17 protein-coding genes are annotated in these 17,355 nt (G+C 59.3%); 13 read left to right on the top strand and 4 right to left on the bottom strand.

Going from position 1 to position 17,355, the window contains the following annotated elements; genetic code table 11:
* Nucleotides 1-160 precede the first annotated feature (160 nt).
* From ACEN2T_RS12925 to ACEN2T_RS12935, 3 genes are all read right to left on the bottom strand, one after another.
* Nucleotides 161-757 carry a superoxide dismutase gene (locus ACEN2T_RS12925; protein WP_032862548.1) on the bottom strand — a complete coding sequence of 199 codons (597 nt, stop codon included), beginning with the start codon at nucleotides 755-757 and terminating at the stop codon, nucleotides 161-163.
* 177 nt (nucleotides 758-934) lie between these two features.
* The gene (locus ACEN2T_RS12930) at nucleotides 935-1,537 is read right to left on the bottom strand and encodes a LysE/ArgO family amino acid transporter (protein WP_032890993.1); all 603 of its coding nucleotides are present in this window, start codon (nucleotides 1,535-1,537) and stop codon (nucleotides 935-937) included.
* 5 nt (nucleotides 1,538-1,542) lie between these two features.
* Complete coding sequence (locus ACEN2T_RS12935) at nucleotides 1,543-1,944, bottom strand: ACT domain-containing protein (protein WP_032890994.1); 402 nt, start codon at nucleotides 1,942-1,944, stop codon at nucleotides 1,543-1,545.
* A 97-nt stretch (nucleotides 1,945-2,041) separates the two neighbouring features.
* Between ACEN2T_RS12935 and ACEN2T_RS12940 the strand changes: the two genes are divergently transcribed.
* The 10 genes from ACEN2T_RS12940 to ACEN2T_RS12985 all read left to right on the top strand — a co-directional run bounded on the left by ACEN2T_RS12940 (nucleotide 2,042) and on the right by ACEN2T_RS12985 (nucleotide 13,226).
* Nucleotides 2,042-2,935: a LysR family transcriptional regulator ArgP gene (locus ACEN2T_RS12940; protein ID WP_032890995.1), complete on the top strand. Its 894-nt coding sequence runs from the start codon at nucleotides 2,042-2,044 to the stop codon at nucleotides 2,933-2,935.
* Nucleotides 2,936-2,987: 52 nt separating this feature from the next.
* Nucleotides 2,988-3,986 carry an NAD-dependent epimerase/dehydratase family protein gene (locus ACEN2T_RS12945; RefSeq protein ID WP_032890997.1) on the top strand — a complete coding sequence of 333 codons (999 nt, stop codon included), beginning with the start codon at nucleotides 2,988-2,990 and terminating at the stop codon, nucleotides 3,984-3,986.
* Between the two features lie 126 nt (nucleotides 3,987-4,112).
* Nucleotides 4,113-4,958, top strand: coding sequence for an ATPase (locus tag ACEN2T_RS12950; RefSeq protein WP_032890998.1), 846 nt, complete (start codon nucleotides 4,113-4,115; stop codon nucleotides 4,956-4,958).
* Nucleotides 4,959-5,208: 250 nt separating this feature from the next.
* Nucleotides 5,209-6,468, top strand: coding sequence for a D-mannose isomerase (locus ACEN2T_RS12955; RefSeq protein ID WP_286819041.1), 1,260 nt, complete (start codon nucleotides 5,209-5,211; stop codon nucleotides 6,466-6,468).
* A 104-nt stretch (nucleotides 6,469-6,572) separates the two neighbouring features.
* Nucleotides 6,573-7,859 (top strand): ABC transporter substrate-binding protein, encoded by a 1,287-nt coding sequence (locus ACEN2T_RS12960; RefSeq protein WP_442116821.1) that lies wholly within the window; start codon nucleotides 6,573-6,575, stop codon nucleotides 7,857-7,859.
* An 80-nt stretch (nucleotides 7,860-7,939) separates the two neighbouring features.
* Nucleotides 7,940-8,848, top strand: a complete 909-nt coding sequence (locus ACEN2T_RS12965) for a carbohydrate ABC transporter permease (RefSeq protein WP_003175732.1) — start codon at nucleotides 7,940-7,942, stop codon at nucleotides 8,846-8,848.
* Nucleotides 8,841-9,686 carry a carbohydrate ABC transporter permease gene (locus ACEN2T_RS12970; RefSeq protein WP_442116822.1) on the top strand — a complete coding sequence of 282 codons (846 nt, stop codon included), beginning with the start codon at nucleotides 8,841-8,843 and terminating at the stop codon, nucleotides 9,684-9,686. Before ACEN2T_RS12965 ends, ACEN2T_RS12970 begins: the two co-directional genes overlap by 8 nt.
* A 2-nt stretch (nucleotides 9,687-9,688) precedes the next feature.
* Nucleotides 9,689-10,849: an ABC transporter ATP-binding protein gene (locus ACEN2T_RS12975; RefSeq protein WP_032891003.1), complete on the top strand. Its 1,161-nt coding sequence runs from the start codon at nucleotides 9,689-9,691 to the stop codon at nucleotides 10,847-10,849.
* A gap of 85 nt (nucleotides 10,850-10,934) precedes the next feature.
* Nucleotides 10,935-12,281 carry a carbohydrate porin gene (locus ACEN2T_RS12980; protein ID WP_032891004.1) on the top strand — a complete coding sequence of 449 codons (1,347 nt, stop codon included), beginning with the start codon at nucleotides 10,935-10,937 and terminating at the stop codon, nucleotides 12,279-12,281.
* A gap of 99 nt (nucleotides 12,282-12,380) precedes the next feature.
* Nucleotides 12,381-13,226 (top strand): D-hexose-6-phosphate mutarotase, encoded by an 846-nt coding sequence (locus tag ACEN2T_RS12985; protein WP_032891005.1) that lies wholly within the window; start codon nucleotides 12,381-12,383, stop codon nucleotides 13,224-13,226.
* A gap of 122 nt (nucleotides 13,227-13,348) precedes the next feature.
* On the opposite strand, the gene ACEN2T_RS12990 is transcribed toward ACEN2T_RS12985, so the two are convergent.
* Nucleotides 13,349-14,209, bottom strand: a complete 861-nt coding sequence (locus ACEN2T_RS12990; protein ID WP_169851198.1) for a MurR/RpiR family transcriptional regulator — start codon at nucleotides 14,207-14,209, stop codon at nucleotides 13,349-13,351.
* Nucleotides 14,210-14,428: 219 nt separating this feature from the next.
* Here ACEN2T_RS12990 and zwf point away from each other — a divergent pair, with 219 nt between their 5' ends.
* The 3 genes from zwf to ACEN2T_RS13005 are packed head-to-tail and all read left to right on the top strand — an operon-like array spanning nucleotide 14,429 to nucleotide 17,278.
* Nucleotides 14,429-15,895 (top strand): glucose-6-phosphate dehydrogenase, encoded by a 1,467-nt coding sequence (gene zwf / locus ACEN2T_RS12995; RefSeq protein ID WP_032891006.1) that lies wholly within the window; start codon nucleotides 14,429-14,431, stop codon nucleotides 15,893-15,895.
* Complete coding sequence (gene pgl, locus ACEN2T_RS13000; protein ID WP_095185733.1) at nucleotides 15,882-16,595, top strand: 6-phosphogluconolactonase; 714 nt, start codon at nucleotides 15,882-15,884, stop codon at nucleotides 16,593-16,595. The genes zwf and pgl overlap by 14 nt, the downstream gene beginning before the upstream one ends.
* Nucleotides 16,596-16,612: 17 nt before the next feature.
* The gene (locus ACEN2T_RS13005) at nucleotides 16,613-17,278 is read left to right on the top strand and encodes a bifunctional 4-hydroxy-2-oxoglutarate aldolase/2-dehydro-3-deoxy-phosphogluconate aldolase (protein ID WP_017735662.1); all 666 of its coding nucleotides are present in this window, start codon (nucleotides 16,613-16,615) and stop codon (nucleotides 17,276-17,278) included.
* Nucleotides 17,279-17,355: the final 77 nt, after the last annotated feature.

The following is a 17,355-nucleotide window of genomic DNA, read 5'->3' on the forward strand; positions in this document are numbered from 1 at the left end:
GATTCATCACTGATTCTCCGACATTGAGTGAGAGGTGTATTCCTCTCACCGGTTGGGTGGCGTATTCCTCTTATTGAGTTCCACACTTCCCGGTCGGTCCAGAGTCGACGCCCACAAAAAAGCCCGGCAATCGCCGGGCTCTTTCTACTGCAAGGGTTGCTTAGGCAGTGAAGGTCTTGCCTTCGAACTGCTCAGCCACGAACTTCCAGTTGACCAGGTTCCAGAACGCTTCCACATACTTTGGACGTACGTTGCGGTAGTCGATGTAATAGGCGTGTTCCCATACGTCGCAGGTCAGCAGCGGGGTGTCGCCGCTGGTCAGCGGGTTGCCGGCGCCGATGGTGCTGGCCAGGGCCAGGGAACCGTCAGCCTTTTTCACCAGCCAGCCCCAACCGGAACCGAAGGTGCCGACGGACGTCTTGGTGAACTCTTCCTTGAACTTGTCGAACGAACCAAACGCAGTGTTGATGGCTTCAGCCAGCGCGCCGGTTGGTTGGCCGCCGGCGTTTGGCGCCAGGCAGTTCCAGTAGAAAGTGTGGTTCCAGACCTGAGCGGCGTTGTTGAAGATGCCGCCCGAAGAAGATTTGACGATCTCTTCCAGAGTCTTGCCTTCGAACTCGGTGCCAGGCACCAGGTTGTTCAGGTTCACGACGTAGGTGTTGTGGTGCTTGTCGTGGTGGAACTCCAAGGTTTCCTTGGAGATGTGCGGCTGCAGGGCATCGTGTGCGTAGGGCAGCGGCGGCAATTCGAAAGCCATGATGATTCTCCTAATCAGGTCAGTTGCGGTGAGCGCAAGGCCGATCACGGGCGGCCAAACAAGCGCCGGGGAGTTTGTACTCTTTGCGGCGCAGGGGCAGGATCATAGCACCGGGGGTGCGGCAAAACCACGCAACAACTGTGTGGGATAGAGGTTCCAGAGCCTTTTGGAATAAGTTCATGGCGCGCTTATTAATTGGTAAGCCACGCTGAACATCATCACTGCCACCACCAAGTCCAGCAGCCGCCATGTGGCCGGGCGTGCGAGCCAGGGGGCCAGCCACGCGGCGCCGAGTGCCAGGGTGGCAAACCACAGGAATGATGCACTTGCGGCCCCTGCTACGTAGGCGCCAGGTTCGGTCTGTTGCGCGCCGAGTGAGCCGATCAGCAGCACCGTGTCCAGGTAAACGTGGGGGTTGAGCAGTGTCACCGCCAAGGCACTGAGCATCACCGCGCGCAACGAGCGCACTTTGAGGTTGCCGCCTTGTTCCAGGCTCTGTGTCGAGAACGCCCGACGCAGTGCCAAGGTGCCGTACCACAACAGGAAGGCCGCGCCGCCCCAGCGGGCAACTGCCAACAGCAGCGGGTTCTGCGCAAGGACCGTGGCCAGGCCGAACACCCCGGCCGCCACCAGTAGGGCATCACACACCACGCACAACGCCGCCACCGGCAGGTGATGTTCACGGCGCAGGCTTTGCGCCAATACAAAAGCGTTCTGCGTACCGATGGCCATGATCAGGCCCAGCGCCACCAACAGCCCATTCAGATAGCTTTGCCACATAGGGTTTACTCCGAGTCCGTAGCCAGTTGCCGCAACACATGCATCGCGCGTTCTGCATCGGCCCGGCCGACAAACAGATGGTCGTGGTAGTAGCCGGCAATCACGTTACAACTGATCCCAGCCTTGCCCAGCGCACTGGCGAAGGCGGCCGTCAGGCCAACGGCTTCCAGGGCTGAATGCACATTCAGGGTGATCCAGGCGGCTACGTAATCGAAGGCCAACCCAGCGTGTTCGGCTTGCTGGCGTTCCAGGATCAGCGTCAGGCCTTCCTGTTCACGGAAGCTGCCGATCACTTCGCATCCTGCCGGGATGTTGTGATCGGGCAGGGTGCAGAACACGTAATCACCGTCATTGAGGTGAGGGCTCATACTGCGCAACAGGGTTGCCAGGGCGGTTTCGCCAGCCATGTGAGATTCCTTAATAGAGGTAAGCAATGCTGGTCATTCTCACGGGCTTACCTGTATAAGAAAAACCAATACTGCTGATCGCTCATTAGAGAAACTGATGTTCGACTATAAATTGCTTTCCGCCCTGGCGGCGGTGGTGGAACAGGCTGGCTTTGAACGAGGCGCCCAAGTGCTGGGGCTGTCGCAATCGGCGATTTCTCAGCGCATCAAATTATTGGAAGCGCGCATCGGCCAGCCGGTGCTGGTACGCGCCTCACCGCCGACGCCGACCGATATTGGCCGACGTCTGCTTAACCATGTGCAGCAGGTGCGCTTGCTGGAGCGCGATCTGCAAAGCCAGGTGCCCGCGCTGGACGAAGAGGGCATGCCCGAACGCCTGCGTATCGCCCTCAATGCCGACAGCCTTGCCACGTGGTGGGCTGAGGCCGTCAGTGACTTCTGCGCCGAACAGCATTTGCTGCTGGATCTGATTGTGGAAGACCAGACCGTTGGTCTCAAACGCATGCGCGCCGGTGAAGTGGCTGCGTGTATCTGCGCCAGCGAACGTCCGGTGGCCGGCGCCCGCAGTCTGTTGTTGGGCGCCATGCGCTATCGGGCCCTCGCCAGCCCGGCCTTTATTGCCCGTCACTTTCCACAGGGAGTGCGCGCCGATCAACTGGCCCGCACACCAGCGCTGGTGTTTGGTCCGGATGACTTCCTACAGCACCGCTACCTGGCATCCCTCGGCGTGGACGGTGGTTTCGAACACCATTTATGCCCATCGTCCGAAGGCTTTATCCGCCTGGCGGAATCCGGGCTTGGCTGGGGGTTGGTGCCTGAACTGCAGGTGCGCGACCAGCTGGAAAAGGGTGTGCTGGTGGAGTTATTGCCAGATAAGCCCATCGATGTGCCGTTGTACTGGCATCATTGGCGCAGTGGCGGGCAGTTGTTGGGCCTGCTGACCGACCACCTGGCCCACGCATGTGGCCAATGGTTGGTGCCGTTGGACTGAGAGCGGTCGTCAAGGCAACAGCGATGAAAAACGAAAGAACACGGGGTAATACATGAAGATTCTGGTCACCGGCGCAAGCGGCTTCATCGGCGGGCGCTTTGCGCGTTTCGCCCTGGAGCAGGGCCTGGACGTGCGGGTCAACGGGCGGCGCGCCGAGGGTGTGGAACACCTGGTACGGCGCGGCGCCGAGTTTATCCAAGGTGATCTGAACGACGCCGACCTGGTGCGCGACCTGTGCCGCGATGTCGAAGCCGTGGTGCACTGCGCGGGTGCGGTGGGACTGTGGGGGCGTTACCAGGACTTTCACCAGGGCAACGTGCTGGTCACCGAAAACGTCGTTGAAGCCTGCCTTAAACAGCGGGTTGGGCGCCTGGTGCACCTGTCGTCGCCTTCGATTTATTTTGATGGCCGCGATCATCTGGGCCTGACTGAAGAACAAGTGCCAAAACGCTTCAAACATCCCTACGCTGCGACTAAATACCTGGCGGAACAAAAGGTTTTCGGTGCCCAGGAGTTCGGCCTTGAAGTGCTCGCCCTGCGCCCGCGTTTCGTTACTGGTGCCGGGGACATGAGCATTTTCCCGCGCTTGCTGAAAATGCAGCGCAAGAAGCGCCTGGCGATCGTCGGCGACGGCCTGAACAAGGTCGACTTCACAAGTATCCATAACCTCAACGAAGCCCTGCTCAGCAGTTTGCTGGCCCCCGGTTCGGCGTTGGGGCGGGCCTACAACATCAGCAACGGCGCACCAGTGCCGGTGTGGGATGTGGTGAACTACGTGATGCGCCAAATGGAACTGCCCCAGGTAACCCGGTATCGGTCCTACGGCTTGTCCTACAGCGTGGCGGCGTTGAACGAGGCAGTCTGCGCACTGTGGCCCGGGCGCCCCGAGCCGGCGTTGACGCGTCTGGGCATGCAGGTGATGAACAAAGATTTCACCCTCGACATCAGCCGCGCCAGGCATTATTTGGATTACGAGCCGAAGGTCAGCCTGTGGACCGCCCTAGACGAGTTCTGCAGTTGGTGGAAGGCGCAGGATCCGGGGCTCAAATAAGGTCACACCAGGCAACACATCGGGAACCGAATTCAGGGTTCCGGGTCGATCAGTGCGACGGGGCTGGGGTTTATACTCCCGTCGCTCGGCCACCAGCCAGCTAACTCACCGATTCAGGGTTGATTCATGCGTAACGATGCTAAAGACGATTTCGACAACGTTCCCAGCCTGCGGGCCGATCATGGGGATGACGATGATTTCGAACCTTCCCCGGCCACCTCGGTGCGTTCGCGCAACGTCCCGGTCGTCAAGGTCAAGGGCGCCAGCACCGGCCCGCTGTGGGCATTGATCGGCGCTCTGCTGATCGCCTTTGCCGGCCTGGCCTGGTGGAGCTTCCAGCAGATATCCCTGATGGGCCAGCAGTTGGTTGCCACCCAGGAAAGTTTTGCGCGGATCAGCGAAGAAGCGGCGGGGCGCCTGCAGGATATCTCCGGCAAAGTGGTAGCCAGCGAAGCCAGCGTGAACAACGGCAGCGAAGCATTGAAACTGCAGATCAAGCAGTTGGAAAGCCAACTGCTGGAGCAGGGCAAGCAGCAACTCGGCGTAGCCGGCCAGGCCACCGAACTGGACAAGCGTCTCGCACAAATGACGTCCAGCACCAACGAGCTGTCGAGCGCCAATGCCAAGCTGCAAGGTCAGGTGCAGGCCCTGACCGACGCCGTAGCCAGCCTCAAGGCTGCGCAAGGTGATGCAGGCAAGCGCGACGGTGAGATAAAAGAGTTGGTCGCCGACGTTGCCGCGCTGAAAAAACAAGGCAACCCAAGCGCCGCCATCGCCCGTCTTGAGCAGGATTTGGTTGTGCTCAAAAGCGCGCAGGACAACCAGCCGGCCAATAACGATGCGCCGACCAATAAAGAGTTCGATGTGTTCCGCATCCAGACCACCCGCAATATCACTACCCTGCAAAGCCAGGTGCAGAACCTGCAACAACAGCTCAACGCACCGGCGAAGATCACCCCTCTGGGTCAATGACCAAAACCAGCCTTAATGTGGGAGGGGGTTTGGTCCCGATGGCGGTGGATCAGTCAATAGATGTAACGACTGACACTCTGCTATCGGGAGCAAGCCCCCTCTTACATTTGGATTGGATGCTTAGGGTGGAATAATGCTCACCTTTAACATTGTCACTGCTTGGTGACATTTACCTTCCCCTTCGTTACTTGCCCTCATCTCGCCCTTGTTTAGACTCCGGTCACCCCACAAAAAATAATAAGGGCCACCCATGACTACGCAACGACTGCCTGCCAGCAGTTGGCTGAATGCACCTGCCCATCACGCTTGGCTCGCCGCCGAAGGGCAGCGCTTGCTGGCATTCGCCAAGGCCTCGCGTCTGCCTGAAGGTTTTGGCAACCTCGACGAAAAAGGCCAACTGCCAGCCAATGCCCACGCCGAAACCATGAATACCGCACGCATGACCCACAGCTTCGCCATGGCCCATGCCATGGGCTTGCCGGGCTATGCCGAATTGGTTGAGCACGGTGTTGCGGCCCTCAGTGGCCCTTTGCGTGATAGCAAACACGGCGGTTGGTTCGCCACGCCTCAGGCCTTCGATGGCAATACCGGCAAGGCCGCCTACCTGCATGCTTTCGTCGCCCTGGCAGCCAGTTCTGCCGTGGTGGCGGGCGCGCCTGGTGCGCAAAACCTGCTCAATGATGCGACCCACATCATCGACCAGTTTTTCTGGAGCGAAGAGGAGGGCGTTATGCTCGAATCCTTTGCTCAGGATTGGAGTGGCGTCGAAGCCTATCGCGGCGCCAACAGCAATATGCACGCGACCGAAGCCTTCCTTGCCTTGGCCGATGTGACGGGCGATACCCGCTGGCTGGACCGTGCACTGCGTATAGTCGAGCGCGTGATCCACACCCACGCCGCCGGTAACCAGTTTATGGTCATCGAGCATTTCGACCCGCACTGGCGCCCGTTGCTGAACTACAACGAAGACAACCGCGCCGACGGCTTCCGCCCCTACGGCATCACTCCAGGCCACGGTTTTGAATGGGCGCGGCTGGTGCTGCACCTGGAGGCCGCCCGCCTGCAAGCCGGGCTGGCTACGCCAGATTGGTTGGTGAGCGACGCCAAAGGCTTGTTCGCCAGCGCCTGCGAATACGCCTGGGCCGTGGATGGCGCCCCCGGCATCGTTTACACCCTGGACTGGAATCACCAGCCGGTGGTGCGCGAACGCTTGCATTGGACCCACGCCGAAGCCTGCGCCGCAGCCCAAGCCTTGCTTAAACGCACTGGCGAACTGCATTACGAAACCTGGTATCGGCGCTTCTGGGAGTTCTGCGAAACCCACTTTATCGACCGCATCCACGGCAGTTGGCACCACGAACTCAACCCGCATAACCAGCCCAGCAGCACTATCTGGGGTGGCAAGCCGGACCTGTACCATGCCTGGCAAGCGGTGGTGCTGCCTGCACTGCCCTTGGCACCGAGCATGACCAGCGCATTAAGCGCTGGGCGCTATGTCACCAACTGGTGACATTTGTGCGTCCCTTTGTTACCCGCGCTCGAAAAAACCATGTTTAAACTCCGTGCAGCGCAAGCTCTAGACTTGCATGCATAACAACAAGAAAAGGTATTCAGATGAACGCGATTAATCGCCTCGCCGTAGCTATTTCCGTTGCCTCGTTGTTTCCCCTCAGTGCATTTGCCGCCGACTCCAAAGGTACGGTTGAAGTTGTGCATTGGTGGACCTCGGGTGGCGAAAAAGCGGCTGTAGATGTCCTGAAGGCCCAAGTCGAGAAAGACGGCTTCACCTGGAAAGACGGTGCCGTTGCAGGCGGCGGTGGCGCCACTGCCATGACCGTGCTCAAAAGCCGCGCGGTCGCCGGTAACCCTCCCGGCGTTGCCCAGATCAAAGGCCCCGATATCCAGGAATGGGCGTCCACTGGCCTGCTCGACACTGACGTGCTCAAAGACGTCGCCAAAGAAGAAAAATGGGACTCCCTGCTCGACAAGAAAGTCTCCGACACTGTGAAGTACGACGGTGACTACGTCGCCGTGCCGGTCAACATTCACCGTGTGAACTGGCTGTGGATCAACCCGGAAGTCTTCAAGAAAGCCGGTATCACCAAGAACCCAACCACCCTCGAAGAATTCTACGCAGCCGGCGACAAGCTCAAGGCTGCGGGCTTTATTCCGCTCGCCCACGGTGGCCAGCCTTGGCAGGACAGCACCGTGTTCGAAGCGGTCGTGCTCTCGGTGATGGGTGCCGATGGCTACAAGAAAGCCCTGGTTGACCTGGATAACGCCGCGCTGACCGGCCCGGAAATGGTCAAGTCCCTCACCGAGCTTAAGAAAGTCGCGACCTACATGGACGTCGATGGCAAAGGCCAGGACTGGAACCTCGAAGCCGGCAAAGTCATCAACGGCAAGGCCGGTATGCAGATCATGGGTGACTGGGCCAAGTCCGAATGGACTGCCGCCAAGAAAGTCGCCGGTAAAGACTACGAGTGCGTAGCCTTCCCGGGCACCGACAAAGCCTTCACCTACAACATCGACTCCCTGGCGGTGTTCAAGCAGCAAGACAAAGGCACCGCTGCCGGTCAGCAGGACATCGCCAAAGTCGTGCTGGGTGAAAACTTCCAGAAAGTGTTCAGCATCAACAAGGGTTCGATCCCTGTTCGTACTGACATGCTCAATGAAATGGACAAACTCGGCTTCGACTCCTGCGCCCAGACCGCTGCCAAAGACTTCCTGGCAGACGCCAAGTCTGGCGGCCTGCAGCCAAGCATGGCGCACAACATGGCCACCACACTGGCCGTGCAAGGCGCGTTCTTTGATGTCGTGACCAACTTCATCAACGACCCGAAAGCAGACCCGGCCGACACCGCCAAGAAACTCGGCGCTGCGATCAAGTCAGCCAAGTAAAAGCTGACCTTGTGAGGGGGACCCCTAACCCCTCACAAGGCCTGTTCCTGTAGTCCTTTTTCCCCGTATTGGATTTCCCCATGAGTTCTGTTGCTGTGTTCAGCAAAGCCTCGCCGTTCGATGCACTGCAGCGCTGGCTACCCAAACTGGTGCTGGCGCCCAGCATGTTCATCGTCTTGGTGGGCTTCTACGGCTACATCCTGTGGACGTTTGTGCTGTCGTTCACCACATCCACGTTCCTGCCAAGCTACAAATGGGCGGGTCTGGCGCAGTACGAGCGTTTATTCGACAACGATCGCTGGTGGGTGGCGAGCAAGAACCTGGCGCTGTTTGGCGGCATGTTTATCGGCATCACCTTGGTGATCGGCGTGACGCTGGCGATTTTCCTCGACCAGAAAATCCGCCGCGAAGGCTTCATCCGCACCATTTACCTGTACCCGATGGCGCTCTCGATGATCGTCACCGGTACCGCCTGGAAATGGCTGCTCAACCCGGGCATGGGCCTGGACAAACTCCTGCGTGACTGGGGCTGGGAAGGCTTCCGTCTCGATTGGCTGATCGACCCGGATCGTGTGGTCTATTGCCTGGTAATCGCCGCTGTGTGGCAAGCCTCCGGATTCATCATGGCGATGTTCCTCGCCGGTTTGCGTGGCGTTGATCAATCGATCATCCGCGCCGCGCAGATCGACGGCGCGAGCCTGCCGCGCATCTACTGGAGCGTGGTGCTGCCGAGCCTGCGTCCAGTGTTCTTCAGTGCAGTGATGATCCTGGCGCACATTGCCATCAAGAGCTTCGACCTGGTGGCGGCGATGACCGCGGGAGGTCCGGGCTACTCGTCCGACCTGCCGGCGATGTTCATGTATTCGTTCACCTTCAGCCGTGGCCAGATGGGCATGGGGTCGGCGAGTGCAATCCTGATGCTCGGTGCGATCCTCGCGATCATCGTGCCTTACCTCTACTCCGAGCTGAGGACCAAACGTAATGACTAGTCTCGCCTCTAAACCGCCCATCAGCCTGAGCCGCATCGCGATTTACGCAGTGCTGATCCTCGCCGTGCTGCTGTACTTGGTGCCGCTGGTGGTGATGCTGCTCACCAGCTTCAAGACCCCGGAAGACATCACCAACGGCAACCTGCTGAGCTGGCCCACCGTGGTCACCGGCATCGGCTGGGTCAAGGCCTGGGACACCGTCGATGGTTACTTCTGGAACTCGATCAAGATCACCGTTCCGGCTGTACTCATTTCCACCGCCATCGGCGCATTGAACGGTTATGTGCTGTCGTTCTGGCGCTTCCGTGGCTCGCAGCTGTTCTTCGGTCTGCTGTTGTTCGGCTGCTTCCTGCCGTTCCAGACCGTGCTGCTGCCCGCGTCGTTCACCCTCGGCAAGATGGGCCTGGCCAGCACCACCACAGGCTTGGTGTTCATCCATGTGGTCTACGGCCTGGCGTTCACCACGCTGTTCTTCCGTAACTACTACGTGAGCATTCCGGATGCGCTGATCAAGGCTGCGCGCCTGGACGGTGCAGGATTCTTCACCATCTTCCGTCAGATCATTCTGCCGATGTCGACGCCGATCATCATGGTCTGCCTGATCTGGCAGTTCACTCAGATCTGGAACGACTTCCTGTTCGGCGTGGTGTTCTCCAGTGGCGACTCCCAGCCCATCACGGTGGCGCTGAACAACCTGGTCAACACGAGCACCGGGGCCAAGGAATATAACGTGGATATGGCGGCGGCGATGATCGCCGGGCTGCCGACCCTGCTGGTCTATGTGATCGCAGGCAAGTATTTCGTGCGCGGCCTGACGGCCGGCGCGGTCAAGGGGTAATCATGGCTACGCTTGAACTTCGCAATGTAAACAAGACCTATGGCGCCGGCCTGCCCGACACCTTGAAGAACATCGAACTGTCGATCAAGGAAGGTGAATTCCTGATCCTGGTCGGCCCTTCGGGTTGCGGTAAATCCACGCTGATGAACTGCATCGCCGGCCTTGAGACCATCACCGGCGGTGCGATCATGATCGGTGATCAGGATGTGAGCGGCATGAGCCCCAAGGATCGCGACATCGCCATGGTGTTCCAGTCCTACGCGCTGTACCCGACCATGAGCGTGCGCGAGAACATCGAGTTTGGCCTGAAGATCCGCAAGATGCCGCAAGCCGACATCGACGCCGAAGTGGCGCGCGTGGCCAAGCTGCTGCAAATCGAACACCTGCTTAACCGTAAGCCGGGCCAACTCTCCGGCGGCCAGCAACAGCGCGTGGCCATGGGCCGTGCCCTGGCGCGTCGGCCGAAGATCTACCTGTTCGACGAACCGCTGTCCAACCTCGACGCCAAGCTGCGCGTCGAGATGCGCACCGAAATGAAACTGATGCACCAGCGTCTGAAAACCACCACCGTTTACGTGACCCACGACCAGATCGAAGCCATGACCCTGGGCGACAAAGTGGCGGTGATGAAGGACGGCATCATCCAGCAGTTCGGCACGCCGAAAGAGATCTACAACAACCCGGCCAACCAGTTCGTGGCGAGCTTCATTGGTTCGCCACCGATGAACTTCGTACCTCTGCGCCTGCAACGCAAGGACGGTCGCCTGGTGGCACTGCTCGACAGTGGCCAGGCCCGTTGTGAGCTGGCGCTGAACGTGACGGATGCGGGGCTTGAAGACCGCGACGTGATCCTGGGCCTGCGCCCGGAGCAGATCATGTTGGCGACGGGCGAGGGCGACAGCGCATCGAGCATTCGTGCCGAAGTTCAGGTCACCGAGCCAACCGGACCGGACACCCTGGTGTTCGTGCAACTCAATGACACCAAGGTCTGCTGCCGCCTGGCGCCCGACGTGGCACCCCAGGTGGGCGAGACCCTGACCCTGCAATTCGATCCGGCCAAGGTGTTGCTGTTCGACGCCAAGACGGGGGAGCGTCTGGGCACTGCTGCCTCAGTGCCGACGCAGGGACATGCCGATAACGTGGCTCAGTTCAAGGGTCGATGAACGATATAAGTCGTTGTTTTAGTTAAAAAATGTAACCCGCGTTAGATAAAAACAGTTTAATAACAATAAAGACGAGGATGTAGGGATGAAAAAGCAACACAACAACACTCGGCTGATCTGCCAACTGTCAGCAGCAGCAGCCCTGGTATTGTCCGCCAATGCGATGGCGGCCGATGCATTCAGCGCCGATTCCAAGTGGATGACCGGCGATTGGGGCGGCGAGCGTACCAAGCTGATCGAGCAAGGTATCGATATCAAGGCCGACTACGTTGGGGAGATGGGCGCCAACCTGCATGGTGGCTACAACGACGACAAGACTGGTCGTTACTCCGACCAGTTTGGTTTGGGCGTAGCACTGGATCTGCAAAAGCTGTGGGGCTGGGATAACACTCAGGCCAAGATCCAGTTGACCAACCGTAATGGCCAGAACATCTCCAACGACCGCATTGGCGATCCGCGTGCCGGCACGCTGAGCTCGTCGATGGAAGTCTACGGTCGTGGCCACATGGTGCGTCTGACCCAGTTCTGGATTCAACACCAGATGTTCGACAACAAGCTGGATGTGAAGCTCGGCTACTTCGGTGAAGGCGAAGACTTCAACACCTTCCCATGCGACTTCCAGAACCTGTCGTTCTGCGGCTCGCAAGTCGGTAACTACGTGAACACTTGGTACAACTGGCCTGTCAGCCAGGCGGCCATTCGCGTGAAGTACAACATCACGCCTGAGTTGTACGCGCAGATCGGTGCCTACAACCAGAACCCATCGCAGCTTGAGCACGGCAATGGCTTCAAGCTCAGCGGCAGTGGCACCAAGGGCACCGTGATTCCGGTGGAATTGGTCTGGTCGCCGAAAGTTAACAACCTGCCGGGCGAATACCGTGTGGGTTACTACAAGAGTGCGGCTGATGCACCGGACGTGCGTGAAGACGTCAACGGCGGCAATGCGGTCCTCACTGGCGCAGACTTCCGTACCCGCAGCAGCAAGAAAGGCTACTGGTTCGTTGCACAACAGCAGCTCACCACGCACAACGGCGATGCTTCGCGCGGCCTGAACATCGCAGCGAACGCCACCTTCCACGACAAGGAAACCAACCTGGTCGACAACTACCAGTCCTTGATGCTGGTGTACAAAGGTCCATTCGACGCGCGTCCAAAAGATGACGTCGGCATTGGTGCTGCTCGTCTGCACGTCAACAATGATGTGAAGAAGAACGCTGAGCTGCTGAACGCCGATAATGGCGTAAGTGACTATGACAGTGCGCTGTACACGCCGATTCGCGAGACCGAGTACAACTTCGAAATCAACTACGGCTTCCACGTCACCAACTGGCTGACCGTGCGTCCCAACCTGCAATACGTTGTCCAACCGGGCGGCGTGGATAAAGTCGACAACGCGTTGGTGGCTGGCCTGAAAATTCAGTCTACGTTCTAACGTTGTTGCGATAAGCTCCTTCTCTCTGTGCGCATTTGCGGGTAGCCATGGCTATCCGCTTTTTTTTGGGTGGCACTGTGATATTTGGGACCGTGGCACATGCATGAGCATCCGCTGCAACGCTTTTTCAAATCCTTGCGCGAGCGTCCTGTGTTCGCCTGGGAGCGCTTTCAGATGCGCGATGTGTTGGTGATTGACCATCCGCTGTGTCAGGCGGTGTTCAGCCGGCAGGGCGCGCAACTGTTGCATTTCCAACCCCGTGGCCAGAAACCCTGGCTGTGGTGCGCGGCCAAGTGGCCGCAAGTCGGCGCCATCCGTGGTGGCGTGCCGGTGTGCTGGCCGTGGTACGGCCGTCACCCGAGCGAGAACGCGTGGCCATCCCATGGCTGGGCGCGATTGATCGACTGGAAACTGCTCGACAGCAGCACCGACGACGACGGTGTACGCCTGCACTGGCAATTGCAGTTGTGCGACTGGCAGGTCGACCTGCACGCGCACCTGGGTGAAACCCTGGAACTGCGCCTGAGCACCGAGCATCAAGACGAACTCCCATGCCAGTTGAGCCATGCTTTGCACGCTTACTGGCGTATTGGTCACGTCGACGAGATAGCGCTGTCTGGGCTCGACGGCGCCCAAGGTTATGACCAGCTCAATCGTCAGGCTTGTCAGCAGGAAGGCGAATTGCGGGTGGACGGTGGGTGCCAGCGGGTGTTCCAGCACGAAGGTGAACTGCAGCTCAAGGATCACGCCTGGCAGCGTGAACTGTGTATCGACACTGGCGACAGTGCGGACACCGTGGTGTGGCATCCAGGCAGCCGGCCGTTGCTGGGGGTCAGTTTTAACGAGGCGTCGGGGTTTGTGTGCGTGGAGTCGGCGATGGCTGGCGCAAGTCTGGCGCCGGGGGAGCGGGCGCATCTCAGCTTGCAGGCACGGGCTGGGGTTTAGCGGTGTGGCTGATGGCCCTATCGGGGGAAAGCCCCCTCCCACAGTTTGATTTGTGAATACATTTCAAATGTGGGAGGGGGCTTGCCCCCGATGAGGCCAGTGAAGCCAACACACAGACTGGCTTAGTTGAACTCATCCCCAACCGGATACCGGCTGTCATTCAAACTCTCTTTGATCTTGCGCAGATGCGGCTGGAAATCCACGCCGCGGCGCAACGTCATACCGGTGGCCAGCACATCCAGCACCGTCAGCTGAATGATCCGCGAGGTCATCGGCATATAGATGTCGGTGTCTTCCGGCAGCGGAATGTTCAGGCTCACGGTACTGGCCTTTGCCAGCGGTGAATTCTCGGCAGTCACGCCCAGCACCGATGCGCCGTTTTCCCGTGCGATACGCGCTACTTCCACCAACTCGCGGGTACGCCCGGTGTAGGAAATAATCACGAACAGCTCGCCGGTGTGCGCCACTGAGGCGATCATGCGTTGCATCAGCACGTCGGCGTGGGCGGTCACCGACAGGTTGAAGCGGAAAAACTTGTGCAGCGCATCCATGGCCACCGGCGCAGACGCGCCCAGGCCGAAGAAGTGGATCTGCCGCGCCTGGATCAACAAGTCCACGGCCTTGCTGATCAGGTTCGGGTCCAAGGCCTGGCAGGCGCTGTCCAGGGACGCAATGGCGCTGCCAAAGATCTTCTGGGTGTAGGCCTCGGGGTTATCATCGGCCTCCACGGCACGGCTGACATAAGCTGCGCCACTGGCCAGGCTTTGCGCCAACTGCAATTTGAGTTCAGGGTAACCGCTGACGCCGAACGAACGGCAGAAACGGTTGACCGTCGGTTCACTGACCGAAGCGGCCTGGGCAAGGGCGGCAATAGAGAAGCGGGTCGCCTGCTGCGGGTTGAGCAGGATGACCTCGGCGACTTTTTTCTCAGCCTTGTTCAATTCTTCGAGGCGGTTCCGGATCTGTTCCAGAAGATTTCGCACGCGGTCCATTCAGTCTTTCCTTCGGGCGACGATGCAAATAAAGGGCGGCAGCCAATCGACGAGTGGCTTTTCGCGGTGGCCTATCCTACTGAGGGTAGCTGAACACCACCACTCGGAATGCGTATTTCGGGAAAATGTTGTGGTTATTACTACATTTTTCCTTGAGTGATGCCTTGAAAAAAGGTATTTGTAGCTTAACTTGATAAAAGAACAAACATCATGCCTTCGATAACCGTAGAACCCTGCACCTTTGCCCTGTTTGGCGCCTTGGGTGATCTGGCGCTGCGCAAGTTATTTCCTGCCCTCTATCAACTTGATGGCGCTGGGCTGCTGCACGACGACACGCGCATCCTGGCCCTGGCCCGTGAAGCCGGTTCCGAGCAGCAGCACCTGGCTCATATCGAAAAAGAACTGCGTAAATATGTCGGCAACGAACTGGACGAAAGCATCGCCCAGCGTTTCCTGGCGCGCCTGACTTATGTCCACGTCGACTTCATGAAGGCCGACGACTACGTGGCCCTGGCTGAACTGGCGGGTACCGAGCAACGCCTGATCGCTTATTTCGCCACCCCGGCCGCGGTGTACGGCGCGATCTGCGAGAACCTATCCAAGGTCGGCCTGGCGGAAAACACCCGCGTGGTGTTGGAAAAACCCATCGGTTCGGACCTGGAGTCCTCGCGCAAGGTCAACGATGCCGTGGCGCAGTTTTTCCCGGAAAACCGCACCTACCGTATCGACCACTACCTGGGCAAAGAGACCGTCCAGAACCTGATCGCCCTGCGTTTTGCCAACAGCCTGTTCGAAACCCAGTGGAACCAGAACTACATCTCCCACGTGGAAATCACCGTGGCCGAGCAAGTCGGTATCGAAGGCCGTTGGGGCTACTTCGATAAGGCAGGCCAGTTGCGGGACATGATTCAGAACCACCTGTTGCAACTGCTTTGTCTGATCGCCATGGACCCGCCGGCCGATTTGTCGGCCGACAGCATCCGTGACGAGAAGGTCAAGGTGCTCAAGGCCCTGGCGCCGATCAGCCCGGATGGCCTGACCACTCAGGTCGTACGTGGCCAGTACATCGCCGGCTACAGCGCCGGTAAAGCGGTGCCGGGTTACCTGGAAGAAGAGAATTCCAACACCCAGAGCGACACCGAAACGTTCGTCGCACTGCGGGCCGATATTCGTAACTGGCGTTGGGCCGGGGTGCCGTTTTATCTGCGCACCGGCAAGCGCATGCCGCAGAAGCTGTCGCAGATCGTCATCCATTTCAAGGAACCGTCTCACTACATCTTCGCCCCCGAGCAGCGCTTGCAGATCAGCAACAAACTGATCATTCGCTTGCAGCCGGACGAAGGGATTTCCCTGCGTGTGATGACCAAGGAGCAGGGCCTGGACAAGGGCATGCAACTGCGTAGCGGGCCTCTGCAACTGAATTTTTCCGACACCTATCGCAGCGCGCGCATCCCCGATGCCTACGAGCGTTTGTTGTTGGAAGTGATGCGCGGCAATCAGAACCTGTTTGTCCGTAAAGATGAAATCGAAGCCGCGTGGAAGTGGTGTGACCAGTTGATCGCCGGGTGGAAAAAATCCGGTGATGCGCCCAAGCCGTATGCGGCGGGGTCCTGGGGGCCGATGAGCTCCATTGCACTGATCACGCGGGATGGGAGGTCTTGGTATGGCGATATCTGAATTGAAACTGCCTCGTGGCGTAACTGCCCATGAGTACCGCACGCCAGTGCAACTGGCGGACGGCCTGGCCAATGACGTGGCAGAGCAACTGCGCACGGCCATCAGTGCCCGTGGCGAAGCGACCCTGGTTGTGTCCGGTGGCCGCAGCCCTGTGGCGTTTTTCCAGAACTTGGCCAAGCAAGGCCTGGACTGGTCCAAGGTCACGATTACCCTGGCCGACGAGCGCTGGGTGCCGGTGGAACACGCCGACAGCAATGCTGGCTTGTTGAAACAGCATCTGTTGCAAGGCCCGGCCGCCAAGGCCAAGTTTTTGAGTCTGTACAGCGCCGCCGCCAATCTAGAAGACGCTGCCGAGCAGGCCGATCGCCTGCTGGCCGAGTTGCCAGCCATTGATGTGCTGGTACTGGGCATGGGCGATGACGGTCACACCGCATCGCTGTTTCCCAACAGTCCGAACCTCGCCGAAGCGTTGCAGACCGACGGTACCCGCCGTTGCTGGCCGATGCTGGCGCCGACCGTGCCGCACCAGCGCCTGACCATGAGTCGCGCGTTGCTGGCCACGGCCAACTACACCGTGCTGTCGATTTCCGGCAGTTCGAAATTGACCACCTTGAGCGCCGCCCTGGCCAGTGACGACGTTGCTGCCATGCCGATTCGCGCGTTTTTGCAACCTACTTTAGAGATTTACTGGTGCCCATGAGCCAAGGATCAGCCGCTATGAAAAGCCCCCAACCGACCGTGTCCATGGCGGATAAAGTTGCCTTGATCGACAGCCTCTGCGCCAAGGCGCGGATCCTGCCGGTGATCACCATCGCCCGCGAACAGGACATCCTGCCGCTGGCCGATGCCCTGGCAGCCGGTGGTTTGACCGCATTGGAAGTGACCCTGCGTTCCGAGTTCGGCCTCAAGGCCATTCAGGTACTGCGCGAGCAGCGTCCGGAACTATGCACTGGTGCCGGCACCGTGCTCGACCGTCACATGCTCGAAGCGGCCGAAGTGGCTGGCTCGCAATTTATCGTCACCCCCGGGATTACCCGCGACCTGCTGGAAGCCTCGGTGCACAGCCCGATTCCTCTGCTGCCAGGTATCAGCAACGCCTCCGGCATCATGGAAGGCTATGGCCTGGGCTACCGCCGCTTCAAGCTGTTCCCGGCCGAAGTCAGCGGCGGTGTGGCGGCGATCAAGGCTCTGGGTGGCCCGTTCGGCGAAGTGAAATTCTGCCCGACCGGCGGCGTTGGCCCGGCCAACATCAAGAGCTACATGGCGTTGAAAAACGTGATGTGCGTAGGCGGTAGCTGGATGCTTGACCCTGAGTGGATCAAGAACGGCGACTGGGCCCGTATCCAGGAAGTCACCGCCGAGGCGCTGGCGCTGCTGGATTGATCTGATTTACCGAATCGTTGTTGCTGTGCTTAACGGCATTTTTGCGGTGCACTTGGTCGGTGTACCGCTTTTTTTTG

The organism is Pseudomonas sp. W22_MBD1_FP4, from assembly GCF_052113765.1.
In the GTDB taxonomy this organism is placed as follows: domain Bacteria; phylum Pseudomonadota; class Gammaproteobacteria; order Pseudomonadales; family Pseudomonadaceae; genus Aquipseudomonas; species Aquipseudomonas sivasensis.